Source organism: Gilliamella sp. X-60 (assembly GCF_057063585.1).
Genome location: NZ_JBXSQJ010000001.1, coordinates 75,537 through 99,807 on the forward strand (window position 1 = coordinate 75,537; position 24,271 = coordinate 99,807).

20 protein-coding genes and 1 pseudogene are annotated in these 24,271 nt (G+C 36.0%); 9 read left to right on the plus strand and 12 right to left on the minus strand.

The genetic code is table 11. The features are described from left to right. Positions 1–106 precede the first annotated feature (106 nt). Positions 107–2,134 carry a methionine--tRNA ligase gene (gene metG, locus ACYIAM_RS00370; RefSeq protein ID WP_483746862.1) on the minus strand — a complete coding sequence of 676 codons (2,028 nt, stop codon included), beginning with the start codon at positions 2,132–2,134 and terminating at the stop codon, positions 107–109. Between the two features lie 226 nt (positions 2,135–2,360). Here metG and apbC point away from each other — a divergent pair, with 226 nt between their 5' ends. Continuing rightward, positions 2,361–3,434, plus strand: a complete 1,074-nt coding sequence (gene apbC / locus ACYIAM_RS00375; RefSeq protein ID WP_483746863.1) for an iron-sulfur cluster carrier protein ApbC — start codon at positions 2,361–2,363, stop codon at positions 3,432–3,434. 103 nt (positions 3,435–3,537) lie between these two features. Here the strand turns inward: apbC and ACYIAM_RS00380 are convergent, their stop codons facing one another. Together ACYIAM_RS00380 and ACYIAM_RS00385 are read right to left on the minus strand one after the other, a co-directional pair. Then, on the minus strand, positions 3,538–4,281 hold the full coding sequence (locus ACYIAM_RS00380; RefSeq protein ID WP_483746864.1) for an acid phosphatase: 744 nt from the start codon (positions 4,279–4,281) through the stop codon (positions 3,538–3,540). A 285-nt stretch (positions 4,282–4,566) separates the two neighbouring features. Then, positions 4,567–4,920: a DMT family protein gene (locus tag ACYIAM_RS00385; protein WP_065582439.1), complete on the minus strand. Its 354-nt coding sequence runs from the start codon at positions 4,918–4,920 to the stop codon at positions 4,567–4,569. Positions 4,921–5,206: 286 nt separating this feature from the next. Between ACYIAM_RS00385 and tpx the strand changes: the two genes are divergently transcribed. Together tpx and ACYIAM_RS00395 are read left to right on the plus strand one after the other, a co-directional pair. Further along, complete coding sequence (tpx, locus tag ACYIAM_RS00390) at positions 5,207–5,719, plus strand: thiol peroxidase (protein WP_174797367.1); 513 nt, start codon at positions 5,207–5,209, stop codon at positions 5,717–5,719. 139 nt (positions 5,720–5,858) lie between these two features. Further along, positions 5,859–7,040 (plus strand): sugar transporter, encoded by a 1,182-nt coding sequence (locus ACYIAM_RS00395; RefSeq protein WP_174797368.1) that lies wholly within the window; start codon positions 5,859–5,861, stop codon positions 7,038–7,040. A gap of 74 nt (positions 7,041–7,114) precedes the next feature. Here the strand turns inward: ACYIAM_RS00395 and ACYIAM_RS00400 are convergent, their stop codons facing one another. Continuing rightward, positions 7,115–9,040, minus strand: a complete 1,926-nt coding sequence (locus ACYIAM_RS00400; protein WP_483746865.1) for an ABC transporter ATP-binding protein — start codon at positions 9,038–9,040, stop codon at positions 7,115–7,117. Between the two features lie 196 nt (positions 9,041–9,236). Between ACYIAM_RS00400 and ACYIAM_RS00405 the strand changes: the two genes are divergently transcribed. Beyond that, positions 9,237–11,414, plus strand: a complete 2,178-nt coding sequence (locus ACYIAM_RS00405; RefSeq protein ID WP_483746866.1) for a hypothetical protein — start codon at positions 9,237–9,239, stop codon at positions 11,412–11,414. Positions 11,415–11,462: 48 nt separating this feature from the next. On the opposite strand, the gene glyA is transcribed toward ACYIAM_RS00405, so the two are convergent. From glyA to ACYIAM_RS00445, 8 genes are all read right to left on the minus strand, one after another. After that, positions 11,463–12,719: a serine hydroxymethyltransferase gene (glyA, locus tag ACYIAM_RS00410; RefSeq protein WP_483746867.1), complete on the minus strand. Its 1,257-nt coding sequence runs from the start codon at positions 12,717–12,719 to the stop codon at positions 11,463–11,465. Between the two features lie 507 nt (positions 12,720–13,226). Next, positions 13,227–14,048 carry a transporter substrate-binding domain-containing protein gene (locus tag ACYIAM_RS00415; RefSeq protein WP_483746868.1) on the minus strand — a complete coding sequence of 274 codons (822 nt, stop codon included), beginning with the start codon at positions 14,046–14,048 and terminating at the stop codon, positions 13,227–13,229. A 69-nt stretch (positions 14,049–14,117) separates the two neighbouring features. After that, the gene (locus ACYIAM_RS00420) at positions 14,118–14,543 is read right to left on the minus strand and encodes a GNAT family N-acetyltransferase (RefSeq protein WP_483746869.1); all 426 of its coding nucleotides are present in this window, start codon (positions 14,541–14,543) and stop codon (positions 14,118–14,120) included. 14 nt (positions 14,544–14,557) lie between these two features. Then, entirely contained in the window at positions 14,558–15,316 is a 759-nt protein-coding gene (locus ACYIAM_RS00425) for an amino acid ABC transporter ATP-binding protein (RefSeq protein ID WP_483746870.1), read from the minus strand. Next, positions 15,313–16,053 (minus strand): amino acid ABC transporter permease, encoded by a 741-nt coding sequence (locus ACYIAM_RS00430; protein WP_483746871.1) that lies wholly within the window; start codon positions 16,051–16,053, stop codon positions 15,313–15,315. Before ACYIAM_RS00430 ends, ACYIAM_RS00425 begins: the two co-directional genes overlap by 4 nt. A gap of 22 nt (positions 16,054–16,075) precedes the next feature. Then, complete coding sequence (locus ACYIAM_RS00435) at positions 16,076–17,047, minus strand: glutathione S-transferase family protein (RefSeq protein ID WP_483746872.1); 972 nt, start codon at positions 17,045–17,047, stop codon at positions 16,076–16,078. Between the two features lie 170 nt (positions 17,048–17,217). Further along, on the minus strand, positions 17,218–17,919 hold the full coding sequence (locus ACYIAM_RS00440; RefSeq protein ID WP_174797377.1) for a response regulator: 702 nt from the start codon (positions 17,917–17,919) through the stop codon (positions 17,218–17,220). 12 nt (positions 17,920–17,931) lie between these two features. Beyond that, positions 17,932–19,524 carry an ATP-binding protein gene (locus ACYIAM_RS00445; RefSeq protein ID WP_483746873.1) on the minus strand — a complete coding sequence of 531 codons (1,593 nt, stop codon included), beginning with the start codon at positions 19,522–19,524 and terminating at the stop codon, positions 17,932–17,934. Positions 19,525–19,801: 277 nt separating this feature from the next. Here ACYIAM_RS00445 and ACYIAM_RS00450 point away from each other — a divergent pair. The 5 genes and pseudogenes from ACYIAM_RS00450 to citE form a co-directional block, all read left to right on the plus strand. After that, positions 19,802–21,094 (plus strand): annotated as a pseudogene (locus tag ACYIAM_RS00450) (2-hydroxycarboxylate transporter family protein); the annotation flags it as partial. Between the two features lie 95 nt (positions 21,095–21,189). Beyond that, positions 21,190–22,035 (plus strand): fumarylacetoacetate hydrolase family protein, encoded by an 846-nt coding sequence (locus tag ACYIAM_RS00455; RefSeq protein ID WP_483746874.1) that lies wholly within the window; start codon positions 21,190–21,192, stop codon positions 22,033–22,035. Between the two features lie 4 nt (positions 22,036–22,039). Continuing rightward, entirely contained in the window at positions 22,040–23,074 is a 1,035-nt protein-coding gene (gene citC / locus ACYIAM_RS00460; protein WP_483746875.1) for a [citrate (pro-3S)-lyase] ligase, read from the plus strand. Between the two features lie 21 nt (positions 23,075–23,095). After that, the gene (gene citD, locus ACYIAM_RS00465; RefSeq protein ID WP_065637374.1) at positions 23,096–23,386 is read left to right on the plus strand and encodes a citrate lyase acyl carrier protein; all 291 of its coding nucleotides are present in this window, start codon (positions 23,096–23,098) and stop codon (positions 23,384–23,386) included. Then, positions 23,383–24,270: a citrate (pro-3S)-lyase subunit beta gene (gene citE / locus ACYIAM_RS00470; protein WP_174797382.1), complete on the plus strand. Its 888-nt coding sequence runs from the start codon at positions 23,383–23,385 to the stop codon at positions 24,268–24,270. Before citD ends, citE begins: the two co-directional genes overlap by 4 nt. Position 24,271 lies beyond the last annotated feature (1 nt).

The following is a 24,271-nucleotide window of genomic DNA, read 5'->3' on the forward strand; positions in this document are numbered from 1 at the left end:
ATATATCGATATATCATTTTTTATACTCAAACGTATAGTTTTCTGAAACTTCTTAACAAGCATATTAACTTGTTAAGATGTATTTTTTATATGATGAGAATAAAAATTACGAAATGCGCATTCCCGGTTTAGCACCACTATCTGGCGATAACAAATACACGCCGTCACCATCATCTTTACCACTGGCACAAAGCACCATACCTTCTGAAACACCAAAGCGCATTTTACGAGGGGCTAAGTTAGCAATCATAATGGTTAAACGCCCAATTAGTACTTCTGGATCAGGATAAAACTGCTTGATGCCTGAAAACACATTACGAGTTTCATCACCAATATCAAGCGTCAACTGGAGTAATTTATCGGATCCTTCAACAAAACAGGCATGTTTAATTAAAGCAACACGCATATCAACTTTGGCAAAATCGTCAAAATTAATCGTATCGGCAATAGGTTCGGCAACATTTGTTTTAGCTGGTGTTGCTAGGGCAACTTGTTCTTTTGTTTCTTCAATCATGGCAGTAATTTTATCCATATCAATACGGTTAAATAGGGCTTTAAACTGATTTATCTTATGGCCAGTTAACGCATTAGCAATAGTATTCCATTCTAATTTGCTATTTAAAAATGCTTCTGTTCGCTCAGCTAATGAAGGCACTATTGGTTTTAAATAGGTCATTAAAATACGGAATAGGTGAATACCCATTGAGCAAATATCTTGCAATGTTTGATCTTGCCCTTCTTGTTTAGCAACCACCCATGGCGCTTTTTCGTCAATATAACGATTAGCTTCGTCAGCAAGTGCCATAATTTCACGAATCGCCTTACTTGATTCACGTTGCTCAAAATAATCAGCAATGGTTTGAGATTTTTCAACAAAATACGCATAAATTGCTGGTTCAGCTACATTATCCGATAATTTGCCGTCAAAGCGTTTATAAATAAATCCAGCCGAACGTGAAGCAATATTAACAACTTTGTTAACTAAATCGCTATTTACACGTTGAACAAAGTCTTCTAAATTTAAATCAATATCATCAATATGTGGTGACAGCTTAGCGGCATAATAATAGCGTAAGCAATCAGGATCTAAGTGTTTTAGATAGGTACTTGCTTGAATAAAAGTACCTCGCGACTTAGACATTTTTGCGCCGTCAACAGTTACATAACCATGCACAAAAATATTCGATGGTTTGCGATGTTCGCTACCCTCTAGCATTGCCGGCCAAAATAAACTATGAAAGTAAACAATATCTTTACCAATAAAGTGATAAAGCTCAGTGCTTGAATCTTTATTCCAAAACTCATCAAAAATTGGTTTATTTTGTGTATTGCAGTAGTTTAAAAAAGAGCCCATATAACCAATTGGTGCATCTAACCAGACATAAAAATATTTACCTGGCGCATCGGGGATTTCAAAACCAAAATAAGGAGCATCACGGCTAATATCCCACGGCTGTAAGCCTGATTCAAACCACTCTTGCATTTTATTAGCGACTTGGTCTTGTAGTGTCCCTGAACGAATCCACTCTTGTAACATAATTGAAAAAGCCGGCAGATCAAAAAAGAAATGTTCTGACTCTTTTAAAATTGGCGTTGCCCCCGAAACCACAGACTTAGGATTAATTAAATCAATCGGATTGTAAGTTGCACTACACACTTCACAGTTATCGCCATATTGATCTGGGGCTTTACAACGTGGGCAAGTACCTTTTACAAAGCGATCAGGTAAAAACATCTGTTTTTCAGGATCAAATAGCTGTGAAATGACTTTGGTTTTAATATAACCATTGGCTTTTAAACGCTTATAAATTTGTGCTGATATTTCATGATTTTCTGAGCTATGGGTTGAATGGTAATTATCATAACTAATATTAAATCCAGCAAAATCACGCTGATGCTCAGTTTTTACTTCACTAATCATCTGTTCAGGCGTAATGCCAATTTGTTGTGCTTTGAGCATAATTGGTGTGCCATGCGCATCGTCGGCACAAATAAAATAGATCTCATTACCACGCATACGTTGATAACGTACCCATACATCAGCTTGAATATGTTCAAGCATATGACCTAAGTGAATTGCACCATTGGCATAAGGCAGTGCGCAAGTCACCAATATTTTGCGTTGAGTTGTCATGTTGATTTATTACCCTTTATTACATAATGGCAGAAATAGTACATCAATCGTGGGATTATCGCTAGATTTATGCCATAATTTGATAAAATTTCTATACTCGATTCACTTTGCAAATGGCAAATAATCCTTTTTGAAGAATGTAAAATATTATCATTTTTCCACCTCTTTAAAGAAGAGTATTGAAAATGAACAAGTATAAATATCAATGCATAAAGAGATAACAGCAATGAACATTGAAGTAAAAAAGATTCTTGAGAATTTTACTCATGCAACCTTACAAAAAAATTTACTTGAACTTGGTGCACTAACTAAATGCGAAATAGTTAATCAGCATTTATCCATTAATTTAACCATGCCCTTTGCTTGGCAAAACGCTTTTGACGAATTAAAAAAAATAGCCACCCCAAAATTACTTAAACTTAACGACATTAAAGACGTTGACTGGCACATTGACTATAAAATTGCCACATTAAAACGCGCTAATGACCAACATGCCATTAACAATATAAAAAATATTATCGCCATAAGTTCAGGCAAAGGTGGCGTGGGTAAATCATCAACAGCCGTCAATCTTGCACTAGCTTTACAAAAACAAGGCGCCAAAGTAGGTATTTTAGATGCAGATATTTATGGCCCTTCAATTCCAACTATGTTAGGCACAGAAAAACAGCAACCGTTAACACCTGACAATAAACACATGACCCCAATTATGTCACACGGATTAGCCAGTAACTCTATTGGTTATTTAGTCGATCCAGATAGCGCCATGGTATGGCGAGGACCAATGGCAAGCAAGGCTTTACTGCAAATATTACAAGATACATTATGGCCTGAACTTGATTATTTGGTTATTGATATGCCTCCGGGAACTGGGGACATCCAATTAACCCTAGCACAAAGCATTCCAGTAACGGCAGCAATCATTGTCAGTACACCGCAAGACATCGCATTAATTGATGCTAAAAAAGGCATGGCCATGTTTAATAAAGTCAACATCCCTACATTAGGCATTATTGAAAACATGAGTTACCACATTTGCGAAAATTGTGGTCATCACGAAGCCATTTTTGGCGAAGGTGGAGCACAGCGTTTAGCTGAGCAATATCAAACAAAATTACTCGGACAAATGCCACTCCATAAAATGTTACGCCAAGATCTCGATACAGGGCAACCTACTGTTATTAGCCATCCTGATAGCGAATTTACCCAGCTTTATTGCCAAATTGCCGGGCGTATTGCCAGTGAGTTATATTGGCAAGGCGAAGCAATTTTACCGGATATTTCCTTTAAGACGCTATAACAAAGAATAAGCTTGGCTGTCAACAACAGCCAATGCTATTGATATTTTATAATTAATTTGGCATAACATCGCCACGATCAGTCGCGCAATAACTGCCCCATTATCACCCTTTTAAATGGTGGAACTCGGCTTTTGCCTTCGTTAATTGTTGATTAAAAGCGGTATTCGTATGTAATTGAGCAACCACCGCAGCTGCCATCACCTTAGCAGCATCAACATCACTTTGCCAATGATAGCCGCAAATAACGCGGCTTTCGCCAATCTCATAACCTCGTTTTAAAATTTCATTTTGACGCGCTGGATTTATCTCTGCTAACACAAGTGAAATAGCAAACCCCATTGTTGTATGACCAGAGGGATAGGATCCATTGGTCGATAGCGTTTTTTCATCATCTGGGCGACAGGTTGGTTCATGGAAAAATGAAAACGGTCGAATACGATTATAATGGTTTTTAGCTGAGCGCGTTGCCAAATCCCCTGCATCTTCTTTCATTGTAGTAACTAATTTGTAAATTTCTGGCGTTTTCTTATCAGAAATTTCAAACCCAAAAGATGGTGAAAATTGCTTAGTTATATTATCTTTACTTGAATCAGCATCTAAGTAGGCCTGTTTTCCACGTTCTGTATTACGAACAGACTTACCCCAATCGTACATTGCTTTATCGCGTAAAAAATCAATGCTGTCAAAAGTAGGAGGCGGTGGCAAAAGCAGCAAGCTATTAGGTGCTTGTTCTTCTTTAAGGAAAAAATCATTAGGATCTGTTGTTACATCTTTTCCCCCAGAAGCAAAAACATTTGAACATATTAAAGAAGCAACAAATAACGAACAAAAAAATTTTTTTTGCATATACTTCTCCTTATACAAATAAGGGATAACTATCAAAACATGTTATCGAAACAAAAAACGCTTAAATAACATCTAATTAATTAATAATTTTGTATGAAACAACAACACGGTCAGCAAGATATCAATAGCTGTTCAACAATAAAATACAGCAACATATTAATAAAGATTGAGTATTTTTAATGTGATAGTCATCACAATTATATTTACCGTGGAATATTTGAAAGGCTAATTTAGATCATTACCGTGACAAATATGCTCAATATTTATCACGGTTCTAGAATGAATTTAAGCAAAAATCTTATCGCGGAACATAAAAAATACCGCACCTAAAAGACACAAACCCGCCCAAATATAGTCTGTCTTAAATGGCTCTTTTAAAATATAAATTGAAAAAGGGATAAAAACAGACAAACTAATTACTTCCTGAATAATCTTTAATTGACTTGCGCTGGCAACCTGAAAACCAATGCGATTAGCAGGCACTTGCAATAAATACTCAAATAACGCAATCCCCCAGCTAGCAAACACCGCCACTAGCCAAACTTGGTTATGTAAAAACCGCAAATGCCCATACCACGCAAAAGTCATAAAAACATTACTAAAAGTCAGTAAACAAACAGTAATAAGTAATTGATTCATAGTGTTGATATAAGAGTAAAGAAAGGGACTGGCATTATATACCATTGTCTAATAAACATACAAAACAGAAATAATTTAATTACATTAAAAAACAACATTATTAACAATAGCTGAAATTGGCTAATTCATCACTAAAAACATGATAGCGCTATTGCTCGGTAGCCTGTTTAGGTCTATATTGAATCAACGCCAATAGGTGCAAAAGCTTTAATGCATTGAACGTCGTTATCCTATCAACACTGAAATTTATTACAACACAATTATTATCCCCCCAAAGGAAACAGTTATGCAAAAAAGAGTCAATGAAGTTACTATGCGTGGAGCCCCTATTACTTTGTTAGGTTCCAAAATTAATGTTGGTGACATGGCACCTGATTTTATCGTGCAAGATTTAGCAATGAAACCCATTAAATTATCCGATTTTAAAGGTAAAATCAGAATTATTAATTCGGTACCATCCATTGATACTTCGGTATGTAGTGCCCAAGTTCACCGTTTCAATGTAGAAGCAGCAAAACTAAAAGATACCGTGATATTTTCAATTAGTGTTGATTTACCTTTTGCATTAAATCGCTATTGTGCGGCTGAAGGCATTGATGTGGTCAAAGTCATTTCTGACCATAAAGATCTGGATTTTGGTTTAAAATATGGCACTGTTATTGAAGAACTACGTTTACTTTCTCGTGCCGTATTTGTTATTGATAAAAATGACAAAATTGCTTATGTTGAATATGTTAAAGAAACATCTTCAGAACCTAATTATGATAAAGCCCTAGCGGCTGCTAAAGCATTAGCATAAATAGCAACAATGATACTTCGCCACCCAATCCCATAGTGGTGGCAGTTTACTTTAAGATTTATTCATGGCAGCTATTTTATAGACAAAAATATTCAGTTATAATCAAACATAATCTAATCTTCCCTCCATACTCTTAATCATGAACAATAGTATTACCCGATCTCGCATTTGGTCATCAATTCTTTGCCTTGCATTTGCGGCATTTATTTTTAATACAACGGAATTTGTTCCTGTTGGGCTATTGCCTAATATTGCTGAAAGCTTTTCAATGGATGTAGCTCATGCTGGATTATTACTCACCATTTATGCGTGGGCTGTCTCGTTATTATCATTGCCACTCACAGTATTAACGTCAAAAATGGAACGAAGAAAGCTACTCATCCTTTTATTTTACCTATTTATTGGTAGTCATATTTTAGCTGGATTTGCGTGGAATTTTTACAGTTTGATGGTAGCAAGAATTGGTATTGCTTGTGCACATGCGGTATTTTGGGCAATTACAACACCGCTTGCCGTTCGGTTAGCGCCCAATGGTAAAAAAGCTAAAGCAATGGGCTTTATTGTTATTGGCGTATCGATGGCAACCATTCTAGGCATTCCAATTGGCACCATCATAGGACAACTCGTTGGCTGGCGCGTAACTTTTTTATGTATTGCTGGTATCGCTTTTTGCGTGATGATATTACTACTCCGCTTATTGCCTACTGTACCAAGCATGGATATTCTCTCTATCAAAGATATTCCTATGGTATTAAAACGCCCAATACTGCTAAACATTTATCTATTAATAGCCATTATAATTGCTGGCCACTTCACTGCTTATACCTACATTACGCCATTTATGAAAGATGTTGGCGGATTTAATCAAAATGTTATCGTCGCTTTATTGTTAGTAGTCGGTTTTTCTGGCATGATTGGCAGCGTTATTTTTGCAAAATACGCCGAAAAAAATCCAACCGCCATTTTAGTGATCCCTATGTTGTCATTGATCGCTTGTTTATTATCACTTTATGTCTGTTCGTTCACACTTTATACCGCAATCATTCAATGTTTGATCTGGGGTCTTTCGATTACCATTATTGGCATGGTCATGCAAAGCAAAGTCATCGATGCAGCGCCCGATGCAACCGATATTGCCACATCTGTTTATTCAGGTATTTACAATATTGGAATAGGCGGAGGCGCTTTTATAGGTAGTAAAGTATTAATTTTACTATCAACGGAGGATATTGGTTTTGTTGGCGCCGTTTTCGTTATTATTGCGTTGTTATTTTTCTGTCTTTGTTCTAGAAAATTGTGGAATAATAAAACCATTTTATAAAAAACTTAAAGCTCAGAAACAGCATTATTTATTATATAACGCCAATAAATAATGCTGAAAATAACACTCTTACATTATGATTTACTTAAAGACTCTAACTGTTCCCAGCGTTCAAAAGCAGATTCTAATTCGGCTTCTTTGTCGGTCAAAGATTGTAAGATTGGACCTGTAACCTCGTGGGGTTGATTAAAAAAGTCACTTTGACCAATCTGTGCTTGTAAATCAGCAATAGCTAATTCTAATTGTTCTATTTTGCTTGGTAATTGTGTTAACTCTCGTTGCTCATTATAACTTAGCTTAACCTTCTTTTTAGTGGCTTGATCATTGCTTTTGTTATTCGCCGTGCTTAATGCTTTTTTAGGCTGTTTAACATCATTAACTGCCGCTACTTTAACCGGTTGTGCTTGTTGCTGTTGTTGCAGAGCATCGGCATAACCACCGGCATAAATACCAATATGCCCTTTGTCCTCAAAAAACCAACATTGGGTAACCACATTATCAACAAACTGCCGATCATGACTAACTAGTAAGACTGTTCCCTGATAATCATTAACCAACTCTTCTAACAATTCCAGCGTTTCAATATCCAGATCATTGGTCGGTTCATCAAGTATTAATAAATTACTAGGCTTTAAAAATAGTTTAGCCAGCAATAAACGATTACGCTCCCCACCTGATAATGCACGAACAGGTGTTCGGGCGCGTTTTGGCGGAAATAAAAAATCTTGCAGATAACCAAGTATATGACGTGATCGTCCATTAACCATCACTTCTTGTTTACCTTCAGCTAAATTATCCATCACGGTTTTTTCAGGATCAAGCTCTAATCGATATTGATCAAAATAGGCCACTTCAAGCTTTGTACCACAATGTACGCTACCTGATGTTGGCGCTAAATTGCCTAACATCAGTTTTAACAACGTCGTTTTACCAATACCATTAGGACCAATTAGAGCTATTTTATCGCCACGTAATACTTGTACAGTAAAATCATTAACTAGCAATTTATCTGCTATCTGATAGGTCACATTTTCAAGCTCAAAAACGATTTTTCCTGAACGTAATGCTTCTTCAATTTGCATTTTGGCACTGCCCATCACTTGGCGACGCTCACTATACTCTTGACGCATTGCTTTTAATGCTCGTACTCGCCCTTCATTACGTGTACGGCGTGCTTTAATACCTTGGCGAATCCAGACCTCTTCTTGGGCCAATTTTTTATCAAATTCAGCATTTTGCAACTCTTCAACGCGCAATGCTTCCTCTTTACCAAGTAAATAGTTATCGTAATTACCGCTCCAAGAGGCAATTTTACCTCGATCTAAATCAATAATACGCGTTGCCATTTGGCGAATAAACGAACGGTCATGAGAAATAAACACAATACTGCCATTAAAGCTTTTCAAAAACTCTTCCAACCATTTTATGGTTTGAATATCTAAATGGTTTGTTGGTTCATCAAGCAATAAAACCGATGGTTGACAAACCAATGCCTTGGCTAATGCAGCTTTACGAAGCCAGCCACCTGATAGCGAAGATAACAATGCATCACCATCAAGTGATAACGACGAAATAACATTACGAATACGACTATCTAATTGCCAGCCATTTTGATGATCTAACTGCTCTTGCATTTTCGCTAATTTAGCCAAGTTACTTTCGCAAGGATCGAGTTCAACGCGATGAGCCAAATCATAATAATCTCGTAATAACTGTGCTTGTTCGTGTAATCCTTCTGCCACAAAGTCAAACACATTGCCTTGCACATCGCGAGGAGGATCTTGCTGTAAACGTGAAACAATCACATTATTTTCATAAATAATTTGCCCTTCATCTAATGGCACTTCTTTATTTAACACTTTAAGTAACGTTGATTTGCCAGCACCATTACGACCAACAAGACAAACACGCTCGTTTGGTTCAATAGACATATCGATATGATCAAGCAATGGCGCATCGCTAAATGAAAGATAAGCATTGGTAAGATTAATTAATGACATATTAGTGATTTTTTTTGGATATTAAGTAATAAGGTATTATTCTATCATAAAGTTGCCAAAGGCAACTAAATCAAATACCAAAGATACACTAATAGGTGTCACAAATATTAGAAATTACTGTTCTATTCTATAAAAAAACACAAATACTGTTATATTAATTAATAAAAATATTAATTCGCTCGGTATGGAGATTATTATGAGCCATATGTGGACATTTCAACGTGTTGGTGGACTTGATCAAGTTGTATTTAAAAGTGCCAATGACATTATCAATTTACCTGATTTAGACCCTAAATTATGGGTTGCTCTAAGTTGCCCAACAACAGGCTTAGATTTTGATAAGCGAACTTTAGCCCTACTTGATTCGGACAATGATGGACGTATTCGTATACCTGATATTTTAGATGCCATCAGTTGGACTCGAGATAAAATTATTTCATTTGATAGTATTTTAAAAATGAATGAAACACTCCCATTATCACAAATTAACACATCAACTCCATCAGGAAAAAAGCTCTCTGTCACCGCTGATAGCATTTTAGCAAGCTTAAATAAAAGTCAGTTGGATTATTTAACGCAAGATGACATACAGCAATGTATAAAAATCAATGCTGACAAGCTTTACAATGGTGATTTAATCTTCCCAGCATCAAGCGAATTATCACCTGATATGCAAGCATTTATTCAAACGGCAATCAAAACCACGGGTGCGCAGAAAGATATGAGTGGACAAGATGGCATTGATTTAAACATAGCTACTACCTTTGTCGACAACCTAAAAACATGGTTACAATGGCAAACCAAAATAAATAACACACAAACACCATTTGGGAAAGATACCGCCGAAATTTGGAAATTAACCCAGCTATTAAAACCCAAAATTGATGATTATTTTTTACGTGTTGAACTGGCACAATACGCACCGCAAGCACAAACCGCGCTCAACGTCGACGAAAAATATATCGTACCAACACAAAATGGATTACTGTCTGACGAAGCTTTAGCCGAGTTACCACTATCAAAAATCGATACAACCAATGCGCTAGATCTTGTCAATGGCCTTAATCCACTTTGGAAAGCTAAAATAAGCCGGTTTAAAACATTAGTGGCGTCATCCTTATCTAATCCCGATCAACTAACACAGCAAGAATGGCAAGATATTCAACAAAGTTTGCAAGCTTACGCTACTCTGATTAGTGCTAAGCCTAAAATGGCACAATTAACGGTTGAAATTGAACCTTTTGCCACTATAGAAGATATGTCAAATAGCGTCAGTACCGATTTAGCTAACGATGATTTACTCAACGAATTTAAGCAGATGGTTGAACAGGACAACAAAACACCAATATCTGCATCAGATGTACTAGTGTTAGAAAAATTAGTCCTGTTTCATAAACATCTTTACCGTTTACTGGTTAACTTTGTCTCTTTTGCGGACTTCTTCACACCAAAAACTCGAGCTGCCTTTCAACTAGGTAATCTTTATATAGATGGCCGCTGTGCAACTCTTTGTGTTGCAGTTGATAATATCGCCAAACACGCAACCATGGCAAATTATTCTGAACTTTGTCTACTTTATTGTGAATGTACACGGCATGGGCAAAAACAACTGATTGCCGCTGCCATGACCGCAGGGCAAGGTGATTTATTAATTGAAGGTCGCAATGGTGTGTTTATCGACAATGAAGGTAACGATTGGGATGCCAATGTCGTTAAAATAATCACCAAACCAATTAGCATTCAGCAAGCGATTTTGGCACCATATCAGCGCATTGGGCGCTGTATTACCGAACAAATTAACAAATGGGCAAGCAGCAAAGATGCCGATGTTGAAAAATCGAGTGAACAAGCATTGCAAAACCCAGCTAATAAATTTGATATTGGCAAAAGCGTCGGTATTTTTGCGGCAATCGGTTTAGCCGTTGGCGCAATCGGCACGGCATTAGCTTCGATTTTTCAAGCGATCTTTTCGCTCACTTGGTGGCAATTCCCTTTGTTTTTTGTTGGGATATTCCTGATTATTTCTGGTCCTTCTGTTATTTTGGCATGGTTAAAATTACGCCGAAGAACTCTTGGACCACTGCTTGAAGCATCAGGCTGGGCTATTAACGGGCAAGTTAAAATCAACTTAATGCTAGGCGGGCTACTCACCAGCAAAGCCGAACTACCAACAAATGCAAAACGTAATTTGCATGACCCTATGAAACAGCGCCACCAAAAGCTGATCGTTACTTTTTGGTTAGCTATTTTACTTGGTGTTGGAGCGACAGCGGGATGGTTATGGCATGAAGGTCACCTTGACCGCTATATCGAGCAGCATAGTCAAGAACAAACCAAAAATAAAACTGACACAACCACCAATATTGACAAATAAAACCAACAAACCATTTCGCCGACAATAGTCGGCGAAATTAATCAGCCATTAATGCTGATAAACCGGCAAGCGGCGGCAAATAGCTAAAACTTTGTCTTTTACTACTTGAATGGTTTGCTCGTCATCAATATTATCTAAAACATCACAAATCCAATTTGCCAAATCGCGTGATTCGGCTTCTTTAAAGCCTCGGCGAGTAATAGCTGGCGTACCAATACGCACGCCTGATGTCACAAACGGACTTTGTGGATCTTTAGGTACACTATTTTTATTGACAGTAATATTGGCACTCCCCAAAGCAGCATCAGCTTCTTTACCGGTGATATTTTTATCGACTAAATCAATTAAAAACAGATGATTATGTGTTTCACCAGAAACCACTTTATAGCCACGTTGTACAATCACTTCAACCATCGTTTTGGCATTTTTAACCACTTGTTGTTGATATTCTTTATAAGCGGGTTCCATTGCTTCTTTTAATGCTACCGCTTTAGCGGCAATCACATGCATTAAAGGTCCGCCTTGCGCTCCAGGAAAGACCGCCGAATTTAACTTTTTATATAATTCTTCACTGCCACCTTTAGCTAAAATCAATCCACCGCGTGGGCCACCAAGGGTTTTATGGGTTGTTGTAGTCACAACGTGTGCATAAGGAACAGGATTTGGATAAACACCTGCGGCAACCAAACCAGCAACGTGCGCCATATCCACAAATAAATAAGCCCCCACACTATCAGCGATTTCACGCATACGCTTCCAATCCACCACACCAGAATAAGCCGAAAAACCACCAATAATCATTTTCGGTTTAGACTCTTGAGCTGTTTTAGCTAGCTTGTCATAATCAATGCGCCCTGAATCATCAACCCCATAATCCACAATATGATAAAGCTTGCCAGAAAAGCTAACTGGCGAACCATGCGTCAAATGCCCACCTTCTGATAAATTCATACCTAAAACAGTATCGCCAGTTTTTAACAGCGCCATATAAACCGCAAAATTGGCCTGCGAACCTGAATGCGGTTGCACATTAGCATAATCAGCGCCAAATAAGGCCTTAGCACGTTCAATTGCTAATTTTTCAACAATATCAACATATTCACAACCACCATAATAACGTTTCCCTGGATAACCTTCGGCATATTTGTTGGTGAGCTGTGATCCTTGCGCCTGCATTACACGTGGGCTGGTATAGTTTTCTGATGCGATCAGCTCAAGATGATCTTCTTGACGCTGCTCTTCGCCTTTAATGGCATCCCACAATTCCTTATCATACTCGGCAATAGTCATATCTTTATTAAACATGTTGACTCCTTATTATTTATTGCATCAGCCTTAAAGGCATAGTTGCACAATATGCGTATGCATAATGTGGTATAAAAAATCACAGTTAATTATCCTTACTTAATCAACGTGTGATTTCAATCTTTTTTTAGAGTTATAAAAAATATTTATATTAAATAGACAAATAAAAATGGTCTCAAGGAGGCAGGCATTATCGATAATATGAATCCTAAAGCAGTTTTGATTAGACTTTTAGTGAAAAGCTTTGGAAACAGTGTAAAAAAACGTCAAAGAATGTTTAGGTAGCTAATTTATTTTATTTAATTTTTGTTTTTTTAATAAAGTCAACCTATTAATTACTTGCCCGATATTTAACTTCCACAAAATGTGAACAAATGGGTGACTTTTATTCGATTTTTCATTACATCAATGTTGGCTTAAATATCCGACCTGATGAGAGGATAACCGATACTTATCTATTATGAGATAAAAGAATCGATTATCAATTCAAAAAAATAGGAAAATTGATTATTTAGGTGAATAATCAGCTCGAAAATAGTGATCACTTATTTTCGATAATTCACCATTACTAATGATCTTTTTGATACCCTCATTGATATCTTTGGTTAACTGTCCGCCTTTAGCTCCTTTACTGATTAACAAGTAACTATATGGCGAACCAATACGATCAGCATCTTCTTTGTTTAATTCTATTATTTTAAGATTAAGATTATGTTCGTTAATCAATTGTGATAGCATCACTTTATCGATTAATTGAAAATCATATTGTCCAGTTTCAACATGTTGCAGTACTGGCAATAAATCAGCTTCACTATACACAATTTTAACAGGATTATTGGGATGCTGTTCATTATAAAGCTCTAATGCGGTAGCATAATTCAGTCCCGGTGTTACTTCGGTTGATTTGCCATTTAGATCGGCAAAGTTTTTAATGTCGTTACTGTTTTTTGCCACCGCAATGACGTACTGGTTTTTAAAAATAGGATCAGAATAAAAATACTTTTCTTTGCGCTTTTCATTCATGGCATAATTATTGGCGCCTACCTGATAACGCTGCGCATCAAGCCCAGCTAAAACAGAAGGAAATTCTGTAATTTCAAAGCTAATCTCGTATTGCGGTAATTTTGCAAATATTGCTTTTACCACATCAATATCATATCCCATTAACTCACCTTTCTCATCTACTGTGGTGAAAGGGCTCGGTGCACCCGATGTTGCAATAATAATTGTTTCTTTACCTTTTGCTTCTTCGCCCTTATTTTGGTTATCACAACCAGTCAAAAATAAAGCCCCTACTGCTAAAATACTTAACCATTTTTTGTAATTCATAAAGCTATTCCCCCGTAAATTTAGCTCAATACCGCAAATGGATTTTTTGCACTCTTTTTTATCGATATTTTAAATAAAACCCATATGTCTCATTTCAGTTATATGATCGGCTTGATAACGCGCCATGCCAGTTTTCATTACTTCAAAGCCCAAATTTTTATAAAATTCGACGGTTTGTGGATGGGTGTAAAGGATGATATTGCACTGTTTTACTTGCTCAACAAGTTTATCAACAATCAGCCGTCCATACTGTTGTCCATGTAGGTGTTTCGCCAATGCAATGTTATATACAGCTGCCTGACAAACACCATCAGATAATGCACGCCCAACACCCACTACTCGGTTTTTTTCCAGTAAAAATACAACGGAATAGCTGTTACGAAACACTAGTTCTTGTGTTTTAGCATCCAATGAACTAAGTCCATAAAAAGCGAGTAAATCAGCGACATCTTGCCAATTAATTCCATCACAATGTTGTCGAATAATAATATTCATTTATACTCCATTTATTAAATTTCATAATCTATTTGCCCAGCAGAATAATATCTGGCAAAAAAATCTTTCGTTCTTGATTGAGTTGGATTTGAAAACACCTGCTGCGGTGAACCATCTTCAATGATTTGACCTTTATCTAAAAATAGCACCCGAGTTGCAATATCATGTACAAAACTCATTTCATGAGAAACTAAAATCATAGTAATGCCTGATTTAGCGGCTATTTTGATGGTTGCTAACACTTCACCCACCAGTTCAGGATCTAGTGCCGAGGTGGGTTCATCAAGCAACAACACTTTCGGTTCCATAGCTAACGCCCTAGCAATTGCAACTCTTTGCTGTTGCCCACCTGATAACTGTTTTGGATAATGATAAATTCGCTCCGCAAGACCAACCTGAGCCAATTTTTCATAGGCTATCTGCTGCGCTTTATCCTTTGGATATTTTTTCACAATCATTAACCCTTCCATAACATTTTCTAAAGCATTTTTTTGTTGAAATAAATTGAATTGTTGAAACACCATTGCTGTTTGCTGACGAAATGCGACAATTTCATGCCTTTTTCTACAACTAACATCAAATTCAAAATGATCAATACGGATCTGACCTTGTTGTGGTTTTTCTAATAAATTTAAACATCGTAAAAGTGTTGATTTACCGGCACCCGATGCCCCAATAATTGCGACAATTTCATGGGGGCGAATGTGAAAGTTAAGTTGATTCAATATCAGATTATGATGAAAAGATAATGTTAAATTTTGCACATTAATCATAATAATTTTCCTCGGCGATAACTTGGAGTGTTAACACTGTCAGAAATGGTTAAACGCTTTTCCAAATATTTCATAATCAGTTCAATAATAATGGTTAATGCCCAATAAATTAATGCTAATGAAATATAAACTTCAAAATAACGATAACTATGCCCAGCTAAAGTTTTCCCTCGACCGGTCATTTCGGTCACTGAACAGACAAACGCTAATGATGTGCCTTTTAGTAAACCAATTAGCGCATTACCTAAATTAGGTAAGGCCACAATAACGGCTTCAGGAATGACAATTCTTCGTAACAATTGGCTATAGGTCATGCCCAATGATTGCGCAGCTTCAATCTGACCTTTATTCACAGACTGTAATGCTGCGCGGATTGTTTCTGAATTATAAGCTGCCTCGTTTAACGAAAAGGCAATTAACACAAACAACATTGGAGATATGCCATTAATATTATAGTGAGTGTCATAAAAATAATTGATATAACGCAATAAGATAGGAATACCATAAAAGCTTAAATAGAGCTGTACTAATAATGGGGTTCCTCTTATAAAAGAGACAAATACCGCTGCTATTTGTGATAATATCGGTATTTTATTCATTTTGATGATAGCAATAATCAGACCGAGCATTACCCCAAGTAACATTGAGAAAAAAGTAATAAAAAGTGTTACAGGCAAATAAGCAAGTAACATTGGGATTTGAGTAAAAATTAATCCAATATCTAATATATTTGGCATTATAATTATCCCATTAATTAAATTAGTGACTTGAACTAAACTGTTTATCTCGGTTATGTGGTGTATGCCAATTACTCACATCTGGACCTAAGGGTAAAATATCATAAGGATTATGCGCATTATCACCCAAAAAATAGCCTTTCTTTATTGCTTCAAAATCAGTAGTTTCACCAAAAGCAGGTATTTGATAAAGATCTCGAGCATAGGCCCATAAGTTAGGATAGTCGATAATTCGATTACGATTGGTTTTAAAGGCGCCATAGTAGGCAACATCAAATCGAGCTAATGTCACATAGAGGCGAATATCAGAATCAGTTATCTTATCACCAAATAGATAACGTGATTGACTCAAACGCTGTTCTAGCTTATCTAAGCGATTAAAAACAAGATGATAAGCATCTTCATAAGCTTTTTGCGAACGAGCAAAACCTGCTTTGTACACGCCATTATTTACTTCATGAAATATTACATCGTTTAGTGCATCAATATCCACTCGTAATTGTTCAGGATAAAGGTCTGGTGCTCCCGTTTTATGGAAAGATTTAAATGCGGTTTCCCAATAATAAGTCAGCTTAAAATAATCATTATTGACAACTTTGCCTGTTTTTACATCGACAACGGTTGGCACTGTCGCCCTGCCATCATACTCAGGATCAGTTAAAGCATAAATTTCAGGTAGATAACGAATACCCAATACAGGATCAACACCACCAGCATCAAGCGAAAATTCCCAGCCATTAGAGGTTCTAACCGGGCTTACTTTACCGATACTAATTACATCATCTAACCCTAATAATTTGATAGCTATCATTGAGCGGTGTGCCCAAGGGCAAATAGCTGCCCAAATTAAACGATAACGACCCGCCTCAACGGGTAACTGTCCAGGTTTATCGCCAAATGGTGTACCAAAACGGTTAGCTTGGCGGACAAATGCCCCATTTTTGTCAATTTCATTATTTTCATTAGTAACGATCTTTCCTATAGCTAAAGACATACGCTTACTCCTTATTATTTAGTACTGCAAAATTTAACTCTCTAGACAACTAGGTTAGTTCAATCTAGCATCAAATATTTTGCAGTTAAAATAACAAATAAGCATATTTATATAATTATCAATTATATAGGAAATAAGCTACTATATAAAAATTGTCTTAATTTAATTATTTATTTACCTAAACGTCTATATAATCTTTCTGGACGACCAATTTTCCCATGATTAAGTTCAACTGTTAATAATTTGATTTGGACACAATATTCTAAATATCGCCTAGCAGTTGTTTTGCTAATATTGGCTTTTTCTACTATTTCGTCAACGGTGAGAGCGTTCTCGCTCTGCATAAAAATGTCTTTCACTTTTTGTAATGTGATTTCCTCAATGCCTTTTGAGTGTCGGTTCATATTAACAAAATCTTTGGTTTGCAAATTGAAAAGTTCATCAATTTTTCGTTGATTAACGTGTTTTTGTAAGCTTTGTCGATATAAAAAAAGTTCAAACCGTTCAAGCGAATGCTTTAATCGTTGATAAGAGACGGGTTTAATCAAATAATCAAACGCACCATAACGAATTGCTTTACTACACGTATCCATATCACTTGCAGCTGTCATAAAAATAACATAACAATCTAGATGATTGTTGATGATATATTCAAATAATTCTATTCCTTTTCCGTCAGGCAAGTAATTATCGAGCAAAATCAATGTTGGCTTTAATTTTTCTACCATCATTTTAGCTTCAGATAAATTCGAAGCAATACCGATTACTTTGACCCTTGTATCTTTTTGAATAAACTCGGCATTGAGTTCTGCTAAAATGGGCTCATCTTCAACAATCAGCACTTTAATGTTATCTTCTTGAAATTCTTTCATATAGTTGCCTTTCTATTGTTTAGGTATAAATACAGAAAAAATTGTTCCATAAGGGGTATTATCTTCAAATGTAATATAACCATTGGCCTTTTTTATATAGGTTGAAACAAGATGTAAACCTATGCCATGTTCTTTACCCTCTTGAGATGTGACGCCAGGTTCGAAAATTGAATCACGAATATTTTCATCGATACCACAACCTTGGTCACTGATCTCAAGTACAATTTCATCTGTTGCATCACTAAGATATAAATAAATTGTTTTATCACCACGTTCATTTTTTAAACTGGCATTAAAGGCATTATCAAGCAAATTACCTAAAATTGACATAAATTCTGTTTCGGTGATAAGTGAAGGTAATACACTTAATTGGCATGCAGGATCAAATAGTAGATTTAAACCTATTTCATGTGATTTTGCATATTTACCAATTAACAAACCACATACAGCTGGCATCTTAAAATGTGTGGTGATAAAATCTAAATTACTTTGGTTATCAGCAGAATGCAATGCGATAAAAGATTGCGCTTCTTCATACCGTTTCATATAAATTAAACCCGATAATGTTGCCAACCAATTTAGATGCTCATGCCTTAATGCGCGCAAATTATCGACATATTGTTTCACTTGTGATAATTGCATACTTAATATATTAATATCATCAAAGTTACGAAAAGTAATAACCCAACCTTGAATTTTATCATCGATGACCACACGAACTTTGCTTGCAATAACAATAATACTATTGAAATAACAAATATGATCATGCATGTCTTCGGTTTGGTTATCATTTTTATAAATAAAATCGCTTGATTTAATAAATGCCCTCAAATCATGTTCATGTAACTCATCATCACTTATCTTAATCTCTAACATAGCACGAGCAGATTGATTAATATTGATAATTTTATAATTAAGATCAATTGCGATAACCCCTTCAAAAATCGACTCCATGATCGACTTTTGGCTTTTCACCAATAGTGCAATGGCTTTAGGCTCTAAATTAAACATCTGTTTTTTAATTGCTTTTGAAAAACAATATGAAAAGATAAATAACGCTAAAAACAATAAGGAGCAAAAAAAGATAAACGGTATAAATTGCTGTATATGCAATGCATAAATATCATCAATCATATAACCGACCGAGACAATGCCGATAATTTTACCGTGATCAACAATCGGTGCTTTGCCTCTTAATGCTAAACCAAGAGATCCTTCACTGATGGATATGCTACTATTCCCGTTAAGAACCTCTTGATTATCACCACCAACCATGGGGGAGTGTAAAGGACTATTAGCGGTATGAAATAGACGGTTGGCATTCGCATCGCCAATAACAATATAGCTCGCATCGCTTTGTTCAAATATCTCTGTGATTAAATTAGCAATTTTATTTGTGTCTTTTTCTTTGACATATTCAATTAAACTTGGTAAAACAGATAACTCTTTTGCTTGAATCTGCGCTTTTTCGCCCAAGCTTCGATACAAATTTGTTTCTGTTGTGTTCCAAATATAGCTCTGTAATAGCGCAAGAACAATCAATGAAAAAAACAAAAGCGATAAAAAAAGCTTTGTTGTAAACGATAACGGGATTTTTTTTCGCATTTTTGCATTTACTTTTCAAATTAAATTCTAATAAGTGTAACACAGCATTAAAAAACATTTAGCCTTTAAAACCATAAAAACCACAGTTAATTTATGATTTATATCACAAAAATTTCATTAATTTTTTGTAAAGATACACTCCAACAATTTCGAATAAATTAAGACATTTTGGAGAAAAAAATAAATGGTGAATTTTAACTCATCTGAAAAAAATATTAATGGAAAAGAATCAACAGGTAAGCCTGTTGAAGAGAAGCTATATGGCTGGCCATATAATTGGTGGCGCCTTATGGACAACTATAAAATTGGTGTAATTCCACTTCCATTATTTATTATTGCCGGTATCCTTATTTGTGCAGAAGTGTTAGTAACTGGCAAGTTACCTAGCGAAATCGTTGTCATGGTGGTTACTTGTGCTTTCTTTGGTTTCCTATGTGGTGAAATAGGTAAACGTTTACCTATTGTAGGTAAAATGGGTGCAGCAGCAATTTGTGCAACTTTTATTCCATCTGCACTTGTTTATTATGGTATTTTGCCTACACCAGTTGTTGAAGCAACGACCAAATTCTATAAAGATACACATATCCTTTATTTATATATCTGCTGTATCATCGTAGGTAGTATAATGAATATGGATAAGAGAACACTTATTCAAGGCTTCTTAAGAATCTTTGCGCCAATGCTTTGCGGTGAAATTGTTGGTATGATTGTTGGTGTAGCTGTCGGTTATTTACTTGGTTTAACACCATTTGAAACATTTTTCTTCTTAGTTTTACCTATCATGGCTGGTGGTGTAGGTGAAGGTGCAATTCCACTTTCAATTGGTTATGCTGCAATTTTAGGTATGGAACAAGGTGATGCACTTGGTCGAGTATTACCGATTGTCATGCTTGGTGGTTTAACAGGTATTATTTGTGGCGGTATTCTTAACCGTATTGGTAAAATTTATCCTCACTTAACAGGTAACGGTCGATTATTACCCGCATCTAAAGATGATGATTCAATGGACAAAAAATCTGCTAAACCTGAAATGGCAATAGATGTTACAACATTTGCTTCAGGTGTTTTATTAGCGGCTATCCTTTATATGGTTGGTATGATTGGACACAAATTAATCGGTCTTCCTGCTCCAGTGGGTATGTTATTTGCAGCAGTTTTTGTTAAATTAGTATCAGGTGTTTCACCAAAAGTATTAAGTGGCTCACAAGTTGTTTATAAATTTTTCCAAACATCAGTAACTTACCCAATTCTATTTGCAGTAGGTGTGGCAATTACTCCATGGGAAAGAATTGTTGATGCTTTCACTATTACTAACTTAATTGTTATTGTTTGTACAGTAGTGAGCTTAGTGACCACTGGTTTCTTTGTGTCAAAAGCACTTGGTATGTATCCTGTTGATGCTGCTGTTATTTCTTGTTGTCAAAGTGGCCAAGGTGGAACTGGTGACGTGGCAATCTTAACTGCTGCAGAACGTATGGAGCTAATGCCATTTGCACAAATTGCAACTCGTATTGGTGGTGCAATTAATGTATCAGTATCATTACTTATTCTCGGCAATTTCTTAGTATAGATTTAACATATTAAAAAACAACCTTAGTTTATACTAAGGTTGTTTATTTTTATTTTATATTTACAATTAACACAAATAGCTTTTAAGGAGTTTTCATGAAGCTTGTCAGTTATCTTGTTTCTGGTAGAGCAAGTTTTGGTCTTCTTACTCACAACGGTATTGTTGATTTAAAGCAAAAATTAGGTGATAAATATGCCGATTTAAAATCACTACTTGCCGACAAAGAAGGATTATCTATTGCCAAAACCTATCTTGATGCCCCAAGTAACATTGATGAACAAGACATTACTTTTTTACCCGTCATTCCAAATCCAAATAAAATTTTATGTGTTGGTATGAACTATGCCGAAAAACGAGCAGAATTTAATGAAACCAGCTCCGCACCGACGCTTTTCGTTCGTTTTCCTGACTCACAAACTGGTCACAAAACCAATATTATAAAACCAGCCATTACTAATGAACTAGATTATGAGGGCGAATTAGCAATTATTATTGGTAAAACAGGTTTTCGTATTAAGCAAGAAGATGCGTTATCATATGTAGCAGGTTATAGCTGTTATATGGATGGTTCTATTCGCGACTGGCAGTATACATGGTTTACCGCTGGTAAAAATTGGCCAAGCACTGGCGCATTTGGCCCATGTATTACAACAAGTGATGAGATTCCTGATCCAAAAGAATTATCTTTAACCACTTATTTAAATGGCGAGCAAATGCAACATGATTCTATCAAAAATCTTGTGCATACTGTGCCTGAATTAATATCATATATCAGTACATTTACTCATTTATCGCCTGGGGATGTCATTCTTACTGGTTCACCTGGTGGAGTGGGTAAAAAACGTCACCCTCCTGTGTTTATGCAAGATGGGGATATTATTGAAGTTGAAATTACCAAGATTGGGCGTTTAACTAACTCTGTTGTAGCAGAAAAAGGGTAACATTATGTATGATTTAGCTGATTACACTGTTGTTGATATATCCAAATCAAAACAAGATTATCAAGAAATTGAGCAACTATTATCTCGCTCTGATCTCAATTTAGATTCACAAGTTACCATTTTTATGGTCATAAAAATTGACGCTAAAATTGTAGCTTGTGCAGGGATTGATCGTGATATTATAAAGTGCGTTGCTATTGATCCTGATTATCGTGGCAATCAACTAAATCTCACTTTAATGGATCACACCATAAAATATGCTAACGAAAGCGGCTATTTTCACCTTTTTTTATATACAAAGCCTGAAAATATAGATTTTTTTAAAGGATGTGGCTTTTACCCTATTGTTGAAATAACCGATCTTGCTGTCTTAATGGAAAATAATCCTGTTGGTATTAAACAGTATTGTAAGCAACTGCACACACAACAAAAAGACGGAAAAAAGATTGGCAGTATTGTTATGAATGCCAATCCTTTTACTAAAGGTCATCAATATCTTGTACAATATGCGGCCAGCCAATGTGATTGGTTACATGTTTTTGTCGTCAATGAAAATGCATCACAATTTTCATTTGATACACGTTTAAAATTAGTTCAAGATGGTACTAAACACATAAAAAATGTTACTGTGCATGCTAGCTCGCCTTATATTATTTCAAGAGCAACATTTCCGACTTATTTTCTAAAAGATAAGGCAAAAATTGATCAAGCCTATATGGGTATCGATCTGCTTATATTCCGAAATTATATTGCACCAACACTTAATATCGCTTATCGATTTGTTGGCGCGGAACCTTATGATGAAGTCACTAAAGCTTATAATGAAGCCATGTCTTATTGGCTTGAAGATAACACGGTCAGTGAACAATCCGCGATCACGGTTGTTGAAGTTCCACGGATAACTGAAGGCGATACTATAGTATCGGCCTCACTAGTGAGAAAATTATTGGCCTCTGGGCGATATGACGAGGTAAAAAAGCTAGTTCCATCTACTACATGGGATTACCTTTCAGCTAATTTGGATAAATTTAAAATTTAATACGTTTTAAAAGGTAAAAAAATGAAAATACAAAAAGAAGCCATGGCAGGGACTCTTGAATCAAGCGATTTGTTAGTCAAAGTCATGCCAAACGCGGGAATTGAAATTGTTATTAATAGTGATGTTAATAAACAATTTGGCGATCAAATCCGTGCAGTTGTTGAGCAAACTTTAAATGAGCTTAATGTAACTGACGGTTTAATCATTATTGATGATAAAGGAGCACTTGATTGTGCTATTAAAGCTAGAGTTCAATGTGCAGTATTACGTGGCGCAGAAGAAGAAAACTTAGATTGGAGCAAATTACTATGAAAAAATTACGTCGAAGTATGCTATTTCTTCCAGGTGCAAACGCCGCAATGTTATCGACTTCATTTGTTTATAAACCTGATTCAATCATGTTCGATCTTGAAGATGCGGTTTCAATTAAAGAAAAAGATTCAGCACGTTTATTAGTGGCACAAACATTGCTTCTTCCTGTTTATAAAGAGCATGGAATTGAAACAGTAGTACGAATCAACGCCCTTGATACTCCATTTGGTTTAAAAGACCTTGAAGCAGTGGTAAGAGCTGGTGTTGACGTAGTACGTTTACCGATGACTAACTGCGCTGAAGATATTCATGAGTTAGAAGCACATGTTGAAAGAATTGAAAAAGAGTGTGGGCGTGAAGTGGGCAGCACTAAATTAATGGCTGCGATTGAATCTGCTCAAGGCGTTGTTAATGCCGTTTCTATTGCTCAATCTTCTCCACGTTTAATCGGTATTGCACTAGCTGCATTTGACTATCTTGTTGATATGCAAACTGAGCGTGGCGACGGTACTGAGTTATTTTATGCTCGCTGCGCAGTATTACATGCAGCACGTGTAGCTGGCATTGATGCCTTTGATGTGGTGTATTCGAATGTTAATGATGATGAAGGTTTCTTAAAAGAAGTTAGCCTAATCAAAAAACTCGGATATAACGGTAAATCACTGATCAATCCAAGACAAATTGAACTATTACATAATGCGTATGCTCCAACAGCAGCTGAAGTTGATCATGCTCAAAAAGTAGTTGAAGCAGCAGAAGAAGGTGAAAGAAAAGGCCTTGGCGTTATTTCCTTAAACGGCAAAATGATTGATGCACCGATTATTGCTCGTGCTAGAAAAGTTATCGAGTTGGCTAAATATTCTGGTGTACGTAAAGAAATTTGAT

What these genes read in the sequence shown, in the direction of transcription:
- citD (WP_065637374.1), top strand. Translation starts at nt 23,096, where the DNA reads ATGAAAATACAAAAAGAAGCCATGGCAGGGACTCTTGAATCAAGCGAT.
- ACYIAM_RS00445 (WP_483746873.1), bottom strand. Translation starts at nt 19,524, where the DNA reads ATGCGAAAAAAAATCCCGTTATCGTTTACAACAAAGCTTTTTTTATCG.
- citE (WP_174797382.1), top strand. Translation starts at nt 23,383, where the DNA reads ATGAAAAAATTACGTCGAAGTATGCTATTTCTTCCAGGTGCAAACGCC.
- ACYIAM_RS00395 (WP_174797368.1), top strand. Translation starts at nt 5,859, where the DNA reads ATGAACAATAGTATTACCCGATCTCGCATTTGGTCATCAATTCTTTGC.
- ACYIAM_RS00415 (WP_483746868.1), bottom strand. Translation starts at nt 14,048, where the DNA reads ATGAATTACAAAAAATGGTTAAGTATTTTAGCAGTAGGGGCTTTATTT.
- citC (WP_483746875.1), top strand. Translation starts at nt 22,040, where the DNA reads ATGTATGATTTAGCTGATTACACTGTTGTTGATATATCCAAATCAAAA.
- ACYIAM_RS00405 (WP_483746866.1), top strand. Translation starts at nt 9,237, where the DNA reads ATGAGCCATATGTGGACATTTCAACGTGTTGGTGGACTTGATCAAGTT.
- ACYIAM_RS00420 (WP_483746869.1), bottom strand. Translation starts at nt 14,543, where the DNA reads ATGAATATTATTATTCGACAACATTGTGATGGAATTAATTGGCAAGAT.
- tpx (WP_174797367.1), top strand. Translation starts at nt 5,207, where the DNA reads ATGCAAAAAAGAGTCAATGAAGTTACTATGCGTGGAGCCCCTATTACT.
- ACYIAM_RS00430 (WP_483746871.1), bottom strand. Translation starts at nt 16,053, where the DNA reads ATGCCAAATATATTAGATATTGGATTAATTTTTACTCAAATCCCAATG.
- ACYIAM_RS00455 (WP_483746874.1), top strand. Translation starts at nt 21,190, where the DNA reads ATGAAGCTTGTCAGTTATCTTGTTTCTGGTAGAGCAAGTTTTGGTCTT.
- ACYIAM_RS00380 (WP_483746864.1), bottom strand. Translation starts at nt 4,281, where the DNA reads ATGCAAAAAAAATTTTTTTGTTCGTTATTTGTTGCTTCTTTAATATGT.
- ACYIAM_RS00435 (WP_483746872.1), bottom strand. Translation starts at nt 17,047, where the DNA reads ATGTCTTTAGCTATAGGAAAGATCGTTACTAATGAAAATAATGAAATT.
- ACYIAM_RS00400 (WP_483746865.1), bottom strand. Translation starts at nt 9,040, where the DNA reads ATGTCATTAATTAATCTTACCAATGCTTATCTTTCATTTAGCGATGCG.
- glyA (WP_483746867.1), bottom strand. Translation starts at nt 12,719, where the DNA reads ATGTTTAATAAAGATATGACTATTGCCGAGTATGATAAGGAATTGTGG.
- ACYIAM_RS00385 (WP_065582439.1), bottom strand. Translation starts at nt 4,920, where the DNA reads ATGAATCAATTACTTATTACTGTTTGTTTACTGACTTTTAGTAATGTT.
- apbC (WP_483746863.1), top strand. Translation starts at nt 2,361, where the DNA reads ATGAACATTGAAGTAAAAAAGATTCTTGAGAATTTTACTCATGCAACC.
- ACYIAM_RS00440 (WP_174797377.1), bottom strand. Translation starts at nt 17,919, where the DNA reads ATGAAAGAATTTCAAGAAGATAACATTAAAGTGCTGATTGTTGAAGAT.
- metG (WP_483746862.1), bottom strand. Translation starts at nt 2,134, where the DNA reads ATGACAACTCAACGCAAAATATTGGTGACTTGCGCACTGCCTTATGCC.
- ACYIAM_RS00425 (WP_483746870.1), bottom strand. Translation starts at nt 15,316, where the DNA reads ATGATTAATGTGCAAAATTTAACATTATCTTTTCATCATAATCTGATA.